The sequence below is a fragment of the Klebsiella sp. GG_Kp173 genome (assembly GCF_040062415.1).
GTDB lineage: Bacteria > Pseudomonadota > Gammaproteobacteria > Enterobacterales > Enterobacteriaceae > Klebsiella > Klebsiella quasipneumoniae.
In genome coordinates, this window is the sequence record NZ_JBEAFZ010000013.1 from 28372 (window position 1) to 42603 (window position 14232).

The 14232-nt window shown below is 59.3% G+C and carries 13 protein-coding genes and 1 pseudogene; 9 read left to right on the forward strand and 5 right to left on the reverse strand.

Annotated features, from left to right (window positions below; translation table 11 throughout):
• Nucleotides 1–3 precede the first annotated feature (3 nt).
• Together ABLU50_RS08970 and ABLU50_RS08975 are read right to left on the reverse strand one after the other, a co-directional pair.
• Nucleotides 4–939, reverse strand: a complete 936-nt coding sequence (locus ABLU50_RS08970; protein ID WP_065878906.1) for a transketolase C-terminal domain-containing protein — start codon at nucleotides 937–939, stop codon at nucleotides 4–6.
• A complete protein-coding gene (locus ABLU50_RS08975) occupies nucleotides 932–1762 on the reverse strand; it encodes a transketolase (protein WP_017899047.1) in 831 nt (276 codons plus the stop codon). The genes ABLU50_RS08970 and ABLU50_RS08975 overlap by 8 nt, the downstream gene beginning before the upstream one ends.
• A gap of 381 nt (nucleotides 1763–2143) precedes the next feature.
• On the opposite strand from ABLU50_RS08975, the gene ABLU50_RS08980 reads away from it, so the two are divergent.
• From ABLU50_RS08980 to ABLU50_RS09015, 8 genes are all read left to right on the forward strand, one after another.
• Nucleotides 2144–3094 carry a sugar-binding transcriptional regulator gene (locus ABLU50_RS08980; protein ID WP_002893602.1) on the forward strand — a complete coding sequence of 317 codons (951 nt, stop codon included), beginning with the start codon at nucleotides 2144–2146 and terminating at the stop codon, nucleotides 3092–3094.
• A gap of 347 nt (nucleotides 3095–3441) precedes the next feature.
• A complete protein-coding gene (locus ABLU50_RS08985; protein ID WP_064182979.1) occupies nucleotides 3442–4962 on the forward strand; it encodes an FGGY-family carbohydrate kinase in 1521 nt (506 codons plus the stop codon).
• 159 nt (nucleotides 4963–5121) lie between these two features.
• Complete coding sequence (locus ABLU50_RS08990; RefSeq protein WP_087832413.1) at nucleotides 5122–6057, forward strand: D-ribose ABC transporter substrate-binding protein; 936 nt, start codon at nucleotides 5122–5124, stop codon at nucleotides 6055–6057.
• A 43-nt stretch (nucleotides 6058–6100) separates the two neighbouring features.
• Nucleotides 6101–6721: a DUF2291 domain-containing protein gene (locus ABLU50_RS08995; protein WP_017899045.1), complete on the forward strand. Its 621-nt coding sequence runs from the start codon at nucleotides 6101–6103 to the stop codon at nucleotides 6719–6721.
• A 1-nt stretch (nucleotide 6722) separates the two neighbouring features.
• The gene (locus tag ABLU50_RS09000; protein ID WP_087832412.1) at nucleotides 6723–8267 is read left to right on the forward strand and encodes a sugar ABC transporter ATP-binding protein; all 1545 of its coding nucleotides are present in this window, start codon (nucleotides 6723–6725) and stop codon (nucleotides 8265–8267) included.
• 17 nt (nucleotides 8268–8284) lie between these two features.
• Entirely contained in the window at nucleotides 8285–9352 is a 1068-nt protein-coding gene (locus ABLU50_RS09005; RefSeq protein ID WP_087832411.1) for an ABC transporter permease, read from the forward strand.
• 61 nt (nucleotides 9353–9413) lie between these two features.
• The gene (locus ABLU50_RS09010) at nucleotides 9414–10211 is read left to right on the forward strand and encodes an SDR family oxidoreductase (protein ID WP_087832410.1); all 798 of its coding nucleotides are present in this window, start codon (nucleotides 9414–9416) and stop codon (nucleotides 10209–10211) included.
• A gap of 87 nt (nucleotides 10212–10298) precedes the next feature.
• Entirely contained in the window at nucleotides 10299–11084 is a 786-nt protein-coding gene (locus tag ABLU50_RS09015; RefSeq protein ID WP_087832409.1) for an SDR family oxidoreductase, read from the forward strand.
• Between the two features lie 52 nt (nucleotides 11085–11136).
• Here the strand turns inward: ABLU50_RS09015 and ABLU50_RS09020 are convergent, their stop codons facing one another.
• A complete protein-coding gene (locus ABLU50_RS09020) occupies nucleotides 11137–11742 on the reverse strand; it encodes a glutathione S-transferase (protein ID WP_087832408.1) in 606 nt (201 codons plus the stop codon).
• Between the two features lie 253 nt (nucleotides 11743–11995).
• Here ABLU50_RS09020 and ABLU50_RS09025 point away from each other — a divergent pair, with 253 nt between their 5' ends.
• The gene (locus ABLU50_RS09025) at nucleotides 11996–12889 is read left to right on the forward strand and encodes a LysR substrate-binding domain-containing protein (protein WP_004885684.1); all 894 of its coding nucleotides are present in this window, start codon (nucleotides 11996–11998) and stop codon (nucleotides 12887–12889) included.
• On the opposite strand, the gene ABLU50_RS09030 is transcribed toward ABLU50_RS09025, so the two are convergent.
• A complete protein-coding gene (locus ABLU50_RS09030; RefSeq protein ID WP_276418254.1) occupies nucleotides 12886–13821 on the reverse strand; it encodes a mechanosensitive ion channel domain-containing protein in 936 nt (311 codons plus the stop codon). The two genes, ABLU50_RS09025 and ABLU50_RS09030, sit on opposite strands and share 4 nt — an antisense overlap.
• A pseudogene (locus tag ABLU50_RS09035) lies at nucleotides 13722–14142 on the reverse strand (hypothetical protein). The gene ABLU50_RS09030 and the pseudogene ABLU50_RS09035 overlap by 100 nt, the downstream one beginning before the upstream one ends.
• Nucleotides 14143–14232: the final 90 nt, after the last annotated feature.

Below are 14232 nucleotides of genomic sequence, written 5' to 3' on the forward strand. Positions count from 1 at the left end.
CCATCAGCCCCTGTTTTGCACCCGGGCGACGATGGCGGCGGCATCAAACCCGTGGTACTGGCGCATCCAGCCGCGATCGGCGGCGGCGGCGTACTCCCCGTCCGGGATCCCCAAGCGCTGTAGAGTCATGCCCACGCCTGCTTCCGCCAGCACCTCCGCCACCAGGCTGCCCAGACCGCCGTTGACGTTATGCTCTTCGACGGTGATCACCGAGCCGCACGGCCGAAGCGCCGCCAGCAGCGCCGCGGTATCGCAGGGGCGGATCGACGGCACGCTGACCACTTTCGCCTGAACGCCGAGGTCGGCAAGCTGCTGCGCTGCCTCCACCACCTCATGCACCGTCGAACCGGTGGCCACCAGCGCGACGTCCTTGCCTTCGCGCAGGGTCAGCACGGCGCCGGGAACAAAGCGATACGACTCGTCAAGCAGCTCCGGCAGCGCCTTGCCATCGAGGCGAATATAGACCGGGCCCTGATAAGCAAGGGCATAGTCGATAATCTGCCGACATTCGCGCGGCGTGGAGGGGGCGAAGATCTGGATATTGCCGAAGCCGCGCATCACCGCCAGATCGTCAATCGCATGGTGGGTGCTGGCCAGCGGACCGTAGCTGGCTCCGGCGTTAAGGCCAAACAGCTTCACGTTGGTGTTGTTGTAACAGACATCCACTTTGATTTGCTCATTGGCCCGCGAAATGAGAAACGGCGCGGCGTTACAGGTCACCGCCACTTTGCCGCCCAGCGCCAGACCAGCGGCGGTGCCGACCATACTCTGCTCAGCGATGCCGACGTTCACCAGCCGGCCGGGAAACTGCTTAATAAAGGGGGCGATTTTGGCCGTCGACGTGGAGTCGGCCACCACCGGCACCAGATCGACACCGCTTTCCACGGCGGCGATAAAGGCCTCGACCATGACGTTAGCCAGGTGTTCTGCATTACTCATCTTTCAGTTCCTCCAGCGCCAGAGCGATCTCTTCACCTTTCGGCACCCGGTGGTGCCACTCCGGGCGCCCCTGGATAAAGGAGATCCCCGCGCCTTTCGTGGTGTTGGCAATAATGACGTTTGGTTTACCCTTCTGCTGCAGCCCCTCGATGGCTGCGACCACCGAGGCCATGTCGTTCCCCTGGCATTCGCTGACCGCCATGCCGAAGGCGCGCCATTTGTCGGCCAGCGGATCGGTATTCATGATTTCGCGCGTCGGCCCGGCCAGCTGGAGATTGTTCTTATCATTAATAATGACCAGGTTATCCAGACCGTAATGCGCCGCTGCCAGAGCGGCTTCCCAGTTGCTGCCTTCCGCCAGTTCGCCGTCGCCAGTGATCAAAAAAATGCGGCGGGTGCTGTTGCTTTTCTTCGCGGCCAGCGCCAGCCCCACCGCAACAGGCAAACCGTGGCCCAGCGCGCCGGTGTTCAGCTCAATACCCGGCGTTTTCTGCCGCACCGGGTGGCCCGGGAGATGAGAATTAGCATGCTGGTAGGTCTCCAGCCACTCGACCGGGAAGAAGCCGGCCTCCGCCAGGACGCAGTAGTAGCAGCCCACCGCGTGGCCTTTCGACTGGATATAGATATCGCGCTGCGGGTCGTCGAGCCGATCCGGCGCGACGTTGAGAACGCGGAAATAGAGTGCGGTTAACAATTCGACCTGCGAGAGGTCGGCCCCGGTGTGGCCGCCGGCCGGACTATTGGCGTTTAAGCGCACAATGTGGCGCCGCACCGCGCGGGCTTTACGCTCCAGCGTCTGAATATCAAATCTGTAGGGATTCATTTCACACCTCTGAATTTATTTTCATCATGGAATATTTATTCCAGCAAGGACTAAAAAAACCAGATATCCCTATGCCGGGTGGTAAGCCTTCTGCCACAGCGCCCTACTCAGGAACATTCTGCCTCCCGCTCCGGACTTAGCCCGGAAAACACGTTGACTCGAAATCGCCTTGAATATATATTCAATTATGATTCTTTATTCGATTATGACCTGGCTGTCTTGTTTTTGTCCATAGTCGATTTTGAGGATTGGCAAAAGTTAGATGCCTGTCACACTTAAGTGTGATTTTTTTTCGCGTATGATAGAAGCCTCTATACCCTAAATAAAATGGCTGCCGCTAAGCGCCTGAACACAGGCGATAAATGATTTTCGAGGATTAATATGGCTAAGCAGGATGAACAACGGCTATTGGTTAAGATTGCCACGCTTTACTACCTGGAAGGACGAAAGCAGTCTGATATCGCCCAACTTCTCTCGCTCTCACAGTCATTTGTCTCCCGCGCCATTACCCGCTGCCAGAAAGAGGGCGTCGTCAAAATCAGCGTCGTACAGCCGTCAAACATTTTTCTGAAGCTCGAAAAAGGGCTTGAGGATCGCTACGGTCTTAAGCAGGCGGTGGTGGTGGATACCGAGGAAGAGGCCAGCGATCACACCATTAAGCGGGCGATTGGCTCCGCCGCCGCCCACTACCTGGAAACCCGTCTGCGGCCAAAAGATCTGATTGGCGTCTCCTCCTGGAGCTCAACCATTCGCGCGATGGTCGATGAAGTTCATGCGCAGAACCTGAAGGCCAGCGGCGTGATCCAGCTGCTCGGCGGCGTCGGGCCCAACGGTAACGTGCAGGCGACGATTCTTACCCAGACCCTCGCCCAGCGCCTGAACTGCGACGCCTGGCTGCTGCCGTCGCAGAGCATTGAGGGATCCATGGAGGAGCGCAACCGGCTGCTGGCCAGCAAAGACGTCGCGGACGTAGTGTCGCGCTTTGACGAGGTGGATATCGCCATCGTCGGCATCGGCATTCTCGAACCCTCCCAGCTGCTGAAAACCTCCGGGAACTACTATCACGAAGATATGCTGCAGGTGCTGGCGGCGCGCGGCGCGGTGGGCGATATCTGCCTGCACTACTACGACAAAAACGGCCATCCGGTGTTACGCGATGATGAAGATCCGGTGATCGGCATGGCGCTGGAGAAGGTCAAAAAATGCCCGAATGTGGTCGCGCTGGCCGGCGGCACTGACAAAGTCGCGGCCATCAAAGGCGCCCTCACCGGCGGCTACATTGACGTTTTAATCACCGATTATCCTACCGCCCGCATGCTGGTCAGCGACTAACCTGCCGCGCTGTTTTTCCTCTCTGCCGCCCTGACGCGCTTTTTTAGCCTCAGGGCCGCCTCATTTAATGCATTGAAATTCAATGAGTTAATCTACCACTCCAGTCGCCTGCCGCCGCTTTCGCCGATCGGCGAAATGTGATTGCCAGCACAATTGATGATTTTTCCGGTAGCCCGTCACCGGGTTTGTGGCTTAAGGTATCAAATAAATAATCACTATCGAATATATATTCAGTGATTAAGAAGATGATAACGAAATGTCACATCATGGCCTGCGTAAACGCATGAGACGGTGGAAGATATCCCGTCTCCGCTGTTCCAGGACACCGGGTGACCGAGGAGAGCACGATGCAGGCGACAGCAAAAGAGTTCATCATCGCCCTGGATGAAGGCACCACCAACGCCAAAGCGGTGGTGCTGGATAGCCGGGGCAAGGTTATCGTCAAATTCTCGCAGCCGCTGGCGCTCCAAACGCCGCGCGACGGCTGGGTGGAGCAGTCGGGCGAGGCGCTGGTGGCCGCCTCGCTGGCGGTGATCGCCAGCGCGGTGGCCCACGTCGGCGCGGAAAACGTCGCCGCGCTGGCCATCAGCAACCAGCGGGAAACCGCCATCGGCTGGTATCGCGACAGCGGCGAACCGATTAACGCAGCCATTACCTGGCAATGCACCCGCAGCGCCGCGTTCTGCGACACGCTGCGTCACGATCGTCAGGAACAGCGTATTAAACAGGCCACCGGCCTGCCGATCGCCCCGCTATTCTCGGCCTCCAAAATGCGCTGGCTGCTGGATGCGACTGCCGATGGCCGCCTGCGCGCCGAACGCGGCGAGATTTGCCTCGGCACCATCGACAGCTGGCTGCTGTGGAATCTGACCGCCGGAGAAGCCTTCTGCTGCGACTACTCCAATGCCGCCCGCACCCAGTTGTTGAATCTGCACCGCGGCGAGTGGGACGACGAGATGCTAGCGCTGTTCGGCATTCCGCGCGCGGCGTTGCCGGACATTAAACCGTCGAGCGGCCTCTTCGGCCATACCAAAGGGCTGGCCGCTATTCCAGACGGTATTCCCATTATGGCGATGATCGGCGACTCCCACGCGGCGCTGTTCGGCCACGCGCTCGGCGAAGCGGGCTGCGTGAAAGCCACCTACGGCACCGGCTCATCGGTGATGGCGCCGGTCAAATCGGCGCAGTGCGATATCGAGGCGCTGGCGACCACTGTCGCCTGGCACGATGGCGATCAGCTGGTGTGGGGGCTGGAAGGTAATATTCCCCACACCGGCGATGCCGTCGCCTGGATGGCGGACAGCACCGGTCTGAGCGAGCGCTCTGCCGCCGAGCTGGCCCATGAGCTGAACACCCTTCCCGCCTCCGTCGACTCGACCCTCGGGGTGTACTTCGTGCCGGCGCTGACCGGTCTCGGCGCCCCCTGGTGGGACGATAGCGCCCGCGGCGTGATCTGCGGCCTGAGTCGCGGGGTGAAACGCGCGCATCTGATCCGTGCGGCGCTGGAGTCCATCACCTATCAGATTGCCGACGTGGTGGTGGCGATGCGTCAGCATGAGGAATTCACCCTGACGGCGCTGATGGTGGACGGCGGGCCGACCAACAATGACTGGCTGATGCAATACCAGGCCGATCTGCTCGGCTGCCCGGTGATGCGCAGCGACGTGCCGGAGCTGTCCGCCATCGGCGCGGCGTTGCTGGCACGTAAAGCGCTCCATCCCGGGTCGACCGCCGACCTGCAGGCCTTCTTAACCGAACACAGCGCCTTTCAGCCCGACATGGCCCGCCACCAGCGCTTGCAAACGCGCTGGCAGGAGTGGCGCCATGCGGTCGACCGAACATTATGGAAACCGGACTCGCCAGCCTGAACGCCAGACTGCGCGACGACACGCATTCACTTATCACAGGAGAAACCCGGCCCATAACGATATCGCTATCCCCGAATACATCAGGGGAAATTTCAGACCGTAAAAGCCTGCCCGCTCAGGGGCTCATTTGTTCGAATATAAAAATACAGGAACAGAGTCATGAAATTACGTATAACCCTTTTAACCGCTGCTATCCTGACCGCCTTCTCCTTTGCCGCGCACGCCGCGGAGAAAGGCACCATTATGATCATGGTCAACTCGCTGGATAACCCGTATTACGCCTCGGAAGCCAAAGGCGCCAGCGAAAAAGCCCAGGCGCTCGGCTATAAAACCACCGTGCTGTCGCATGGCGAAGATGTCAAAAAGCAGAATGAGCTTATCGACACCGCCATTGGTAAAAAGGTGCAGGGCATTATTCTTGATAACGCCGACTCCACCGCCAGCGTCGCCGCCATTGAAAAGGCCAAAAAAGCCGGCATTCCGGTGGTCTTAATTAACCGTGAAATTCCGGTTGATGATGTGGCGCTGGAACAAATTACCCACAATAACTTCCAGGCCGGCTCCGAGGTCGCCAACGTCTTCGTCGAGAAGATGGCGGAGAAAGGCAAATACGCCGAGCTGACCTGCAACCTCGCCGATAATAACTGCGTCACCCGTTCTAAATCTTTCCATCAGGTCATTGACCAGTATCCGGATATGGTCAGCGTGGCGAAACAGGATGCCAAAGGCACCCTGATCGACGGCAAGCGCATCATGGACAGCATTCTGCAGGCTCACCCGGACGTGAAAGGCGTGATCTGCGGCAACGGGCCGGTCGCCCTCGGCGCGATTGCAGCGCTGAAAGCGGCCAACCGTAGCGATGTGATCGTCGTCGGCATCGACGGCAGCAACGATGAGCGCGACGCCGTGAAAGCCGGCACCCTGCAGGCGACCGTGATGCTCCAAGCGCAGGCCATCGCCGCTCAGGGCGTCACCGATCTGGATAATTACCTGCAAAAAGGCGAAAAGCCGGCCAAACAGCGCGTGATGTTCCGCGGCATTCTGATTACCCAGGATAACGCCGATAAAGTCCAGGATTTCAACATTAAGTCCTGAGTTCGGGTGGTTGCGCCCCCGCGGGGGCGCAGAGGAGAGCATTATGTTTAAGAAAACCTGTCTGACGCTGGCCGTACTGGCGCTTGGGGGCTGTCGCATCGTCTCGCAGCAGGAGCTGGCAGATCTGAAATCGCCGCCCAACCCGCATATGGCGAACATGGATAAAACCTGGCAGCAGAGCATCGTACCCCAGGTGGTGGCGAAAGCGCGCCCGGCGGCGGAACTGATGAGCGCGCTCAAGGCGGCAAAAGATATCGATAGCGCCTGCAAAGCCCTTGGCTACCGCGCGCAGGACGAAAACCCCTGCATCTTCTACGTCAAGGTTTCAGGTACTGTCAGCAAGCTCGATACCGCCTCGCGCAGCGGCAAGATGACCCTGTCCGACGCCAGCGTCGGCAATGTGACGGTGCAAATTGGCCCCACCCTGCGCGGCACCCAGCTGCGCGACGGCTACAGCGGCGCCAGCTATCAGGACTTTAACGACCAGGTGCTGTTCGGCGAGTACAGCAAGAATATCAACAGCCAGGCGGTCAAAATGATTCAGACAGCCAACGTCAAAACCGGCGACAGCGTGGATGTGTACGGCGTCTTCTCGGCGTGGGATATTCCGCCAACCCTCCCGGAAATTACCCCGGCGAAAATCGTTCACGCGGGGGGGCAATAATATGGCGCCGCACGATCTCGTCGCTCCCCAGCCCGTTGAGTCTGAAGTGATTATCGAAACTCGCGGCCTGTCGCGCGTCTATCCCGGCGTGACCGCCCTGGATAATGTCAATTACCGGGTCTATCGAAATAAGGTCAACGTGCTGATCGGAGAAAATGGTGCGGGTAAATCCACCATGATGAAAATGCTTGCCGGTGTGGAAACACCCTCCTCCGGGCAAATTATTCTCGATGGCGAGGCGGTGACTTTAAACTCTACCCATCAGGCAGAGAAATTCGGCATCAGCATTATTTTCCAGGAACTGAATTTATTTCCCAATATGAATGTGATGGACAACATCTTCATGGCAAATGAATTCTTTCAGAAAGGACGCATCAACGAAAAATATCAGTACGCGCTGGCCAAATCGCTGCTGGAGCGACTGGAGCTGGATGTCGATCCCTACACCCCGCTGGGCGAACTCGGTATCGGCCACCAGCAATTAGTCGAGATTGCTCGCGCGCTGTCGAAAGACACCCGGGTGCTGATCATGGACGAACCCACCTCGGCGCTGAGCCAGTCTGAGGTGAAAGTGCTATTCAAGGTGATCGCGCAGCTTAAGCGCCGCGGCGTGACCATTATCTATATCTCGCATCGCCTCGAAGAGCTGATGGAGATCGGCGACCACATCACCATTTTCCGCGACGGCCGCTTTATCAGCGAGCGTCACGTCAGCGACGCCAGCGTGCCGTGGATCATCGAGCAGATGGTCGGCGATAAGAAAAAACACTTTGATTATCAACCGGCGCCAAAAGGCGACGCAGTGCTTGACGTCAAGGGGCTGACCGCGCTGCATCCTAGCGGCGGCTACAAACTTAATGACGTTACCTTCACCCTCAGCAAAGGCGAAGTGATCGGTATTTACGGCCTGCTGGGCGCCGGGCGCACCGAGCTGTTTAAAGGCCTGGTGGGCCTGATGCCCTGCCAGCGCGGCGAGGTGCACCTCAATGGCGAAAGCATCGGCAAAGCACGCTTTCAGCAGCGTCTGAAAAAAGGGCTGGCGCTGGTGCCGGAGGACCGCCAGGGCGAAGGCGTGGTGCAGATGATGTCGATTCAGGCCAACATGACGCTCTCTGATTTCAGCCTACAGGGTTTTCGCCGCGCCTGGCGCTGGTTGAATCCGCAAAAAGAAGAGACCTGCGTGAAAGCGATGATCCAGCAGCTGGCGATCAAGGTCAGCGACGCCAATTTGCCCATCACCTCGCTGAGCGGCGGCAATCAACAAAAAGTGGTGCTGGGTAAAGCGCTGATGACCCAGCCGCAGGTGGTGTTCCTCGACGAACCGACGCGCGGCATCGACGTCGGTGCGAAAACCGACGTCTACCACCTGATCGGCAAAATGGCCCAGCAGGGGCTGGCGGTGATGTTTTCATCTTCTGAACTGGATGAGGTGATGGCCCTGGCCGACCGCATCCTGGTGATGGCCGATGGCCGCATTACCGTCGATCTACCGCGTCACGCGGTGACCCGCGAACAGTTAATCGCGGCTTCAACTCCTCAAGATTAATCAGGCTGGAATCCATCATGAACCAGAAATATATGATTTATATGTACCTGCTGAAGGCCCGCACCTTTATCGCCCTCCTGATGGTGATCGCATTCTTCAGCGTGATGGTACCCAACTTCCTGACCGCCTCTAACCTGCTGATCATGACCCAGCACGTGGCGATCACCGGCCTGCTGGCCATCGGCATGACGCTGGTCATTCTCACCGGCGGCATTGATTTGTCCGTCGGCGCGGTGGCGGGGATCTGCGGCATGGTGGCGGGTGCGCTGCTGACCAACGGCCTGCCGCTGTGGAACGGCGATATCCTCTTCTTTAATGTCCCGGAGGTGATCCTCTGCGTGGCGATCTTCGGTGTGCTGGTCGGTCTGGTCAACGGCGCGGTGATCACCCGCTTCGGCGTGGCGCCGTTTATCTGCACCTTAGGCATGATGTACGTCGCCCGCGGCTCCGCGCTGCTGTTTAACGACGGGAGCACCTACCCGAATCTCAACGGCATGGAAGCGCTGGGCAACACCGGTTTCGCCACCCTCGGCTCCGGCACCCTGCTCGGCGTCTATCTGCCGATCTGGCTGATGATCGGCTTCCTGGTGCTGGGCTACTGGCTGACCACCAAAACGCCGCTTGGCCGCTACATCTACGCCATCGGCGGCAACGAGTCCGCCGCTCGCCTCGCCGGCGTGCCGATCGTGAAAGCGAAAATATTCGTCTATGCCTTCTCCGGCCTGTGCGCGGCCTTTGTCGGCCTGATCGTCGCATCACAGCTGCAAACCGCGCACCCGATGACCGGCAACATGTTTGAGATGGATGCCATCGGCGCCACCGTGCTCGGCGGCACTGCGCTGGCCGGCGGCCGTGGTCGGGTAACCGGCTCGATTATCGGCGCCTTCGTGATCGTCTTCCTTGCCGACGGCATGGTGATGATGGGCGTCAGCGACTTCTGGCAGATGGTGATTAAAGGCGTGGTGATCGTCACCGCCGTGGTCGTCGACCAGTTCCAGCAGAAGCTGCAGAGCAAGGTCATCCTGATGCGCCGCCATGAGGAGAAACTGGCCGCCATCCCCCCCAACGGCGCCACCTCCAGCTAACCGGCAACGATTCATATCTTCCGCCGGGCCTGGTGCCCGGCTCAGCGAAAGGGAACAACATATGCAACGAGATTTCCAGAACAAAACGGTGGTGATCACCGGCGCCTGCCGCGGCATCGGCGCGGGTATTGCCGAGCGCTTCGCCCGCGACGGCGCGAACCTGGTGATGGTTTCCAACGCCGAGCGCGTTCATGAGACCGCCGCAACCCTGCGTCAGCGCTATCAGGCGGACATTTTATCGCTGCAGGTCGATGTCACCGACGAAGCCCAGGTGCAGGGGCTGTATGAGCAGGCCGCCGCCCGCTTCGGCACCATTGACGTCTCCATTCAGAACGCCGGGGTGATCACCATTGATTACTACGATCGGATGCCAAAATCCGATTTCGAGAAAGTGCTGGCGGTCAACACCACCGGCGTCTGGCTGTGCTGCCGCGAGGCGGCCAAATATATGGTGAAACAGAATCACGGCAGCCTGATCAACACCTCATCCGGTCAGGGGCGCCAGGGCTTCATCTATACCCCGCACTATGCCGCCAGCAAGATGGGCGTGATCGGCATTACCCAAAGCCTGGCTCATGAGCTGGCGCCGTGGAATATCACCGTCAACGCCTTCTGCCCGGGCATTATTGAAAGCGAAATGTGGGATTACAACGACCGCGTGTGGGGCGAAATTCTCAGCACCGAGCAGAAGCGCTACGGCAAAGGCGAGCTCATGGCGGAGTGGGTCGAAGGCATTCCGATGAAGCGCGCCGGCAAGCCGGAAGACGTCGCCGGGCTGGTGGCGTTTCTCGCCTCCGACGACGCCCGCTATCTCACCGGACAGACCATTAACATCGATGGCGGTTTGATTATGTCCTGAGCACGGTAGCCGGTTAAGGCGCGGCGCGCCGCCAACCGGGAAGCCTGGCTCCCGATGTTCGACACTATATTGAAGAGAATAATCATTATGATCGGTAAAGACTTTGCACAACAGCTGTTTAGCCTGCGGGATCGCGTCGCCTTTGTCACCGGCGCCGGCAGCGGCATTGGCCAGACCATCGCCTGCAGTCTCGCCAGCGCCGGCGCGCGGGTGGTCTGTTTTGATCTTCGCGACGACGGCGGGCTGGCGGAAACGGTCAGTCATATTGAATCCATTGGTGGCCAGGCCTGCGCTTACACCGGCGATGTCCGCCAGCTGGCCGACCTGCGCGCCGCCGTCGCGCTGGCCAAAAGCCGCTTTGGCCGCCTCGACATCGCCGTTAACGCCGCCGGGATCGCCAACGCCAATCCGGCGCTGGAGATGGAGAGCGAGCAATGGCAGCGGGTGATCGATATCAATCTCACCGGGGTGTGGAATTCCTGCAAAGCGGAAGCGGAGCTGATGCTGGAGTCCGGCGGCGGGTCGATTATCAACATCGCCTCGATGTCGGGGATTATCGTTAACCGCGGCCTCGAACAGGCGCATTACAACTGCTCCAAAGCCGGCGTGATCCATCTGTCGAAAAGCCTGGCGATGGAGTGGGTGGCCAAAGGGATCCGCGTCAATTCCATCAGCCCGGGATATACCGCCACGCCGATGAATACCCGCCCGGAGATGGTGCACCAAACCCGCGAGTTTGAAAGCCAGACGCCGATGCAGCGGATGGCGAAGGTGGAAGAGATGGCCGGCCCGGCGCTGTTCCTCGCCAGCGACGCCGCCTCGTTCTGCACCGGCGTAGACCTGGTGGTCGACGGCGGGTTTGTCTGCTGGTGATCCTTTCCTGCTTCAGGGCGCCACGCTGCGGCGCCCCTCTCCATCCCCGCCGTTAAGCCAGAGGATACTGTTGAAACGCCGGCAGCGCCTCCCCCTTCTGCGCCAGCACGCGAATATGCGCAAACTCCGCTGCCGGCACCACCGCCGGGATCATCAACTGGATAAAGGACCAGACCACCGTGCTGGTGACCATCACCTGGTCCGGATGCGCGGCGACAGCGCGGTCTGCCAGCCGGGCGTCCCATTCCCGACAGGCGGCGAGCAGCTGGCCGGTCACCCGGGCTATCCACGGCTGATGCTGCTTCTCTTCCGGCCGCAGACGGTGCTCATAAACATGCTGGACCGCTTTTTCACTGGCGGCGAGGATCACCCCCAGCAGGTGCAGGTCGTGGGCCAGCGCCTCGGGATGAGCGGGAAGCAGCCGACGCCCGGCGGGGTTGGCCGTTTCGAAATAATGGAGGATCAGCGTGGAGTCCATCAGCTGCGTCCCGTTATCAAGAATCACCGTCGGCGCCTTGACCACCGGATTAATACGGGAGAATTCGTCAAAGCCGCTAAAGACCGATAGCGGCAGGCTCTCAAATTCCACGCCATAGAGCGCCAGAGAAACCGCCACGCGTCTTACATAAGGTGAATCCATCATACCAATGAGTTTCATCGTCACTCCTGCCTGCGATAAAGGGGTTGCTGGCTTACCTTACTGGAAAACCCGCCCCGCGAATATCAGGGGATGCTTACCGCAATGGTTAGGAAAACTAACAAACTGGCGCCACGGGGTAGTTCGCCGGTCTCCCCTGTGCTATACCGACTGAGACAGCCTGCATCCCCTCGACAGCCTGTTCACGGCGGCTATAAAACCCGCTAACCCGGTAGTAACGTTAACGTATCGACTCACTGACTGAGAGATCACCATGGCAGATTTTCCCCCTGTCGCCAGCCTGCGCAGCTTTGAGGCGGTGGCGCGCCTCGGCAGCGTGACGCAGGCCGCCCACGAAATGAGCGTGACCCATTCGGCGGTCAGCCAGCACATCAAACAGCTGGAAGCCCTGGTCGGCGTCTCACTGTTTGTCCGCCACGGCCGCGGGGTGCGCATCACGGAAGAGGGGCGGCTCTATGCCCTGCAAATCCGCGAGGCGTTACAGCACATCGCCGACGCCACGCGGATGGTGCAGATCAAACCCCGCACCATGGAACTGACCCTGGCGACCCTCCCCTCCTTTGGCTGCCACTGGCTGCTGCCGCGGCTGGCGCGCTTTCAGGCGCGACATCCGCAGATCGCGGTGCGCCTGCTGACCAGCCTGGCGGTAGTCAACCTGCAGCAGGAGGGTATCGATTTGGCCATTCGCATGGGGCAAGGCGACTGGGAGGGGATGGAAAGCCGGCATCTGTTTGCCGATGAACAGCTGGTGGTGGCCGCGCCGCACTATCGCGGCGGCGACCTGCCGACCACCCCGCAGGCGATCGCCGCCAGCGATATCGTTTTTTCCATGGAGTCGTGGCACGCCTGGTGCAGCCAGGCGGGGCTGGAAAAGACCATTGTCCCCGCGGGCTTGCGCCTGAACGACTCCAACCTGGTGCTGGAGGCGGTTCGCCTGGGGGCCGGCGTGGCGCTGGAGCGGCGCTCGCTGGTGGCGGGAGCCATAGCCCGCGGCGAGCTGGTGCAGCTCACCGCCGTCACCGTCCCCTACCCCTGGCACTACTGGCTGACCGTCTCCCCGCAGGCAGAGAACCGGCCGGAAATCGCCCGGTTCATCGCCTGGCTGGAAGAGGAGATTGCCCTCTGGCGCCAGCAGATCAGCGCTTAGCCTTCGGCCGACGGCGGCAGGCCAGCCCGGGCGGCGTGCTCCTGGGAGAGACGCCAGAAATCGTGCCCGGCGGGATACTGATAGAGGCGCAGGGAGAACTGCCCGGCCACCGCGGTAATGTACTCAAATATCGCCGACTGGGTGTTTTCGTAGTCTTTCCACAGCGTCGAGGAGGTGAAGCAGTAAATCTCCAGTGGGATACCCGACGGCGACGGTTTCAGCGTTCTCGCCACAATGTACATTTCCTTAATAATATCCGGCCGCTCGGCGAGATAGTGCATCAGGTAGTGGCGAAACAGAGTCAGGTTGGTCAGGCCGTTATCGACAAACCAGCGGTCCGCCACGCCGCCGGGATCCCGGCCGTCAAGCAGCGTGGTCAAAGGCTCATTCACCCCGCGGATGGCCAGCATCGAGGAGAGCATCTCCTGGTCGAGAAAACGCACCGAGTGCTGATCGATGGCGATACTGCGCATGATCCGCCGCGCCCCGGAGGAGAACATCGCCTGCCAGTTGGTATAGGTCTCGGTGAGGAAATTCTTGGTGGGAATACGGGAGATGGTATTGTCCCAGTTGCGGATGGTAATGGTGTGCAGCGCGATATCCGTCACCTCGCCGCTGAGGTTCTTGTCAGGCATTTCAATCCAGTCCCCCAACTGGAGCACGTCGTTGGACGACAGCTGAACGTTCGCCACCAGCGACAGCAGGGTATGCTGGAACACGATCATCAGCACCGCCGCCACCGCCCCCAAACTGGAGATAATAATAATCGGCGATTTATTCGACATCACGGCGAGGATCATAATCGCCGCCAGGATGTGAACTAAGATTTTGCCTATCTGGATATAGCCCTTAATGGAATGATTTTTACGTTTGGTTTTTCGCAGATAAGAGCTGTTGACAATATCCAGCATCTCGTTGAAAAACACCGACATAAAAATAAAAAACAAGATCCCGCAGACGGTATTAATCGCCGTCACCAGCGATGCCGGCATCGCCGGCATAAACTGCAGAACGTAATAGACGATAATAACCGGAATGAAATTGGACAGCTTTTCGGCGATGCGTCGATCCTTCTCCAGCGGCACGTCCTGTTTATGGCTACCAAAGAAGACCTTACGCACCACTTTAATCAGCAAGAACTTGCATAAAAGGTGGGCAAATATGCCGGAGAGCAGCAGCAGAATAAGGTTAAATCCCACCGCCAGCGCCGGATTACTCTCAATAAACGTCAGTAGATGATTCACATACGCCATGCTTTATCGCCTGAATAACTATGCCATTTCGCTAAGGAAGGTGCGAATAAGCAGGTCATTTCTTCCCAAGCTGACTCGCTGATTAAAATT

Bases quoted from the DNA above. Each gene is read 5' to 3' on its own strand.
- ABLU50_RS08970 (WP_065878906.1), bottom strand. From the start codon at position 939: ATGAGTAATGCAGAACACCTGGCTAACGTCATGGTCGAGGCCTTTATC.
- ABLU50_RS08975 (WP_017899047.1), bottom strand. From the start codon at position 1,762: ATGAATCCCTACAGATTTGATATTCAGACGCTGGAGCGTAAAGCCCGC.
- ABLU50_RS08980 (WP_002893602.1), top strand. From the start codon at position 2,144: ATGGCTAAGCAGGATGAACAACGGCTATTGGTTAAGATTGCCACGCTT.
- ABLU50_RS08985 (WP_064182979.1), top strand. From the start codon at position 3,442: ATGCAGGCGACAGCAAAAGAGTTCATCATCGCCCTGGATGAAGGCACC.
- ABLU50_RS08990 (WP_087832413.1), top strand. From the start codon at position 5,122: ATGAAATTACGTATAACCCTTTTAACCGCTGCTATCCTGACCGCCTTC.
- ABLU50_RS08995 (WP_017899045.1), top strand. From the start codon at position 6,101: ATGTTTAAGAAAACCTGTCTGACGCTGGCCGTACTGGCGCTTGGGGGC.
- ABLU50_RS09000 (WP_087832412.1), top strand. From the start codon at position 6,723: ATGGCGCCGCACGATCTCGTCGCTCCCCAGCCCGTTGAGTCTGAAGTG.
- ABLU50_RS09005 (WP_087832411.1), top strand. From the start codon at position 8,285: ATGAACCAGAAATATATGATTTATATGTACCTGCTGAAGGCCCGCACC.
- ABLU50_RS09010 (WP_087832410.1), top strand. From the start codon at position 9,414: ATGCAACGAGATTTCCAGAACAAAACGGTGGTGATCACCGGCGCCTGC.
- ABLU50_RS09015 (WP_087832409.1), top strand. From the start codon at position 10,299: ATGATCGGTAAAGACTTTGCACAACAGCTGTTTAGCCTGCGGGATCGC.
- ABLU50_RS09020 (WP_087832408.1), bottom strand. From the start codon at position 11,742: ATGAAACTCATTGGTATGATGGATTCACCTTATGTAAGACGCGTGGCG.
- ABLU50_RS09025 (WP_004885684.1), top strand. From the start codon at position 11,996: ATGGCAGATTTTCCCCCTGTCGCCAGCCTGCGCAGCTTTGAGGCGGTG.
- ABLU50_RS09030 (WP_276418254.1), bottom strand. From the start codon at position 13,821: ATGTCGGTGTTTTTCAACGAGATGCTGGATATTGTCAACAGCTCTTAT.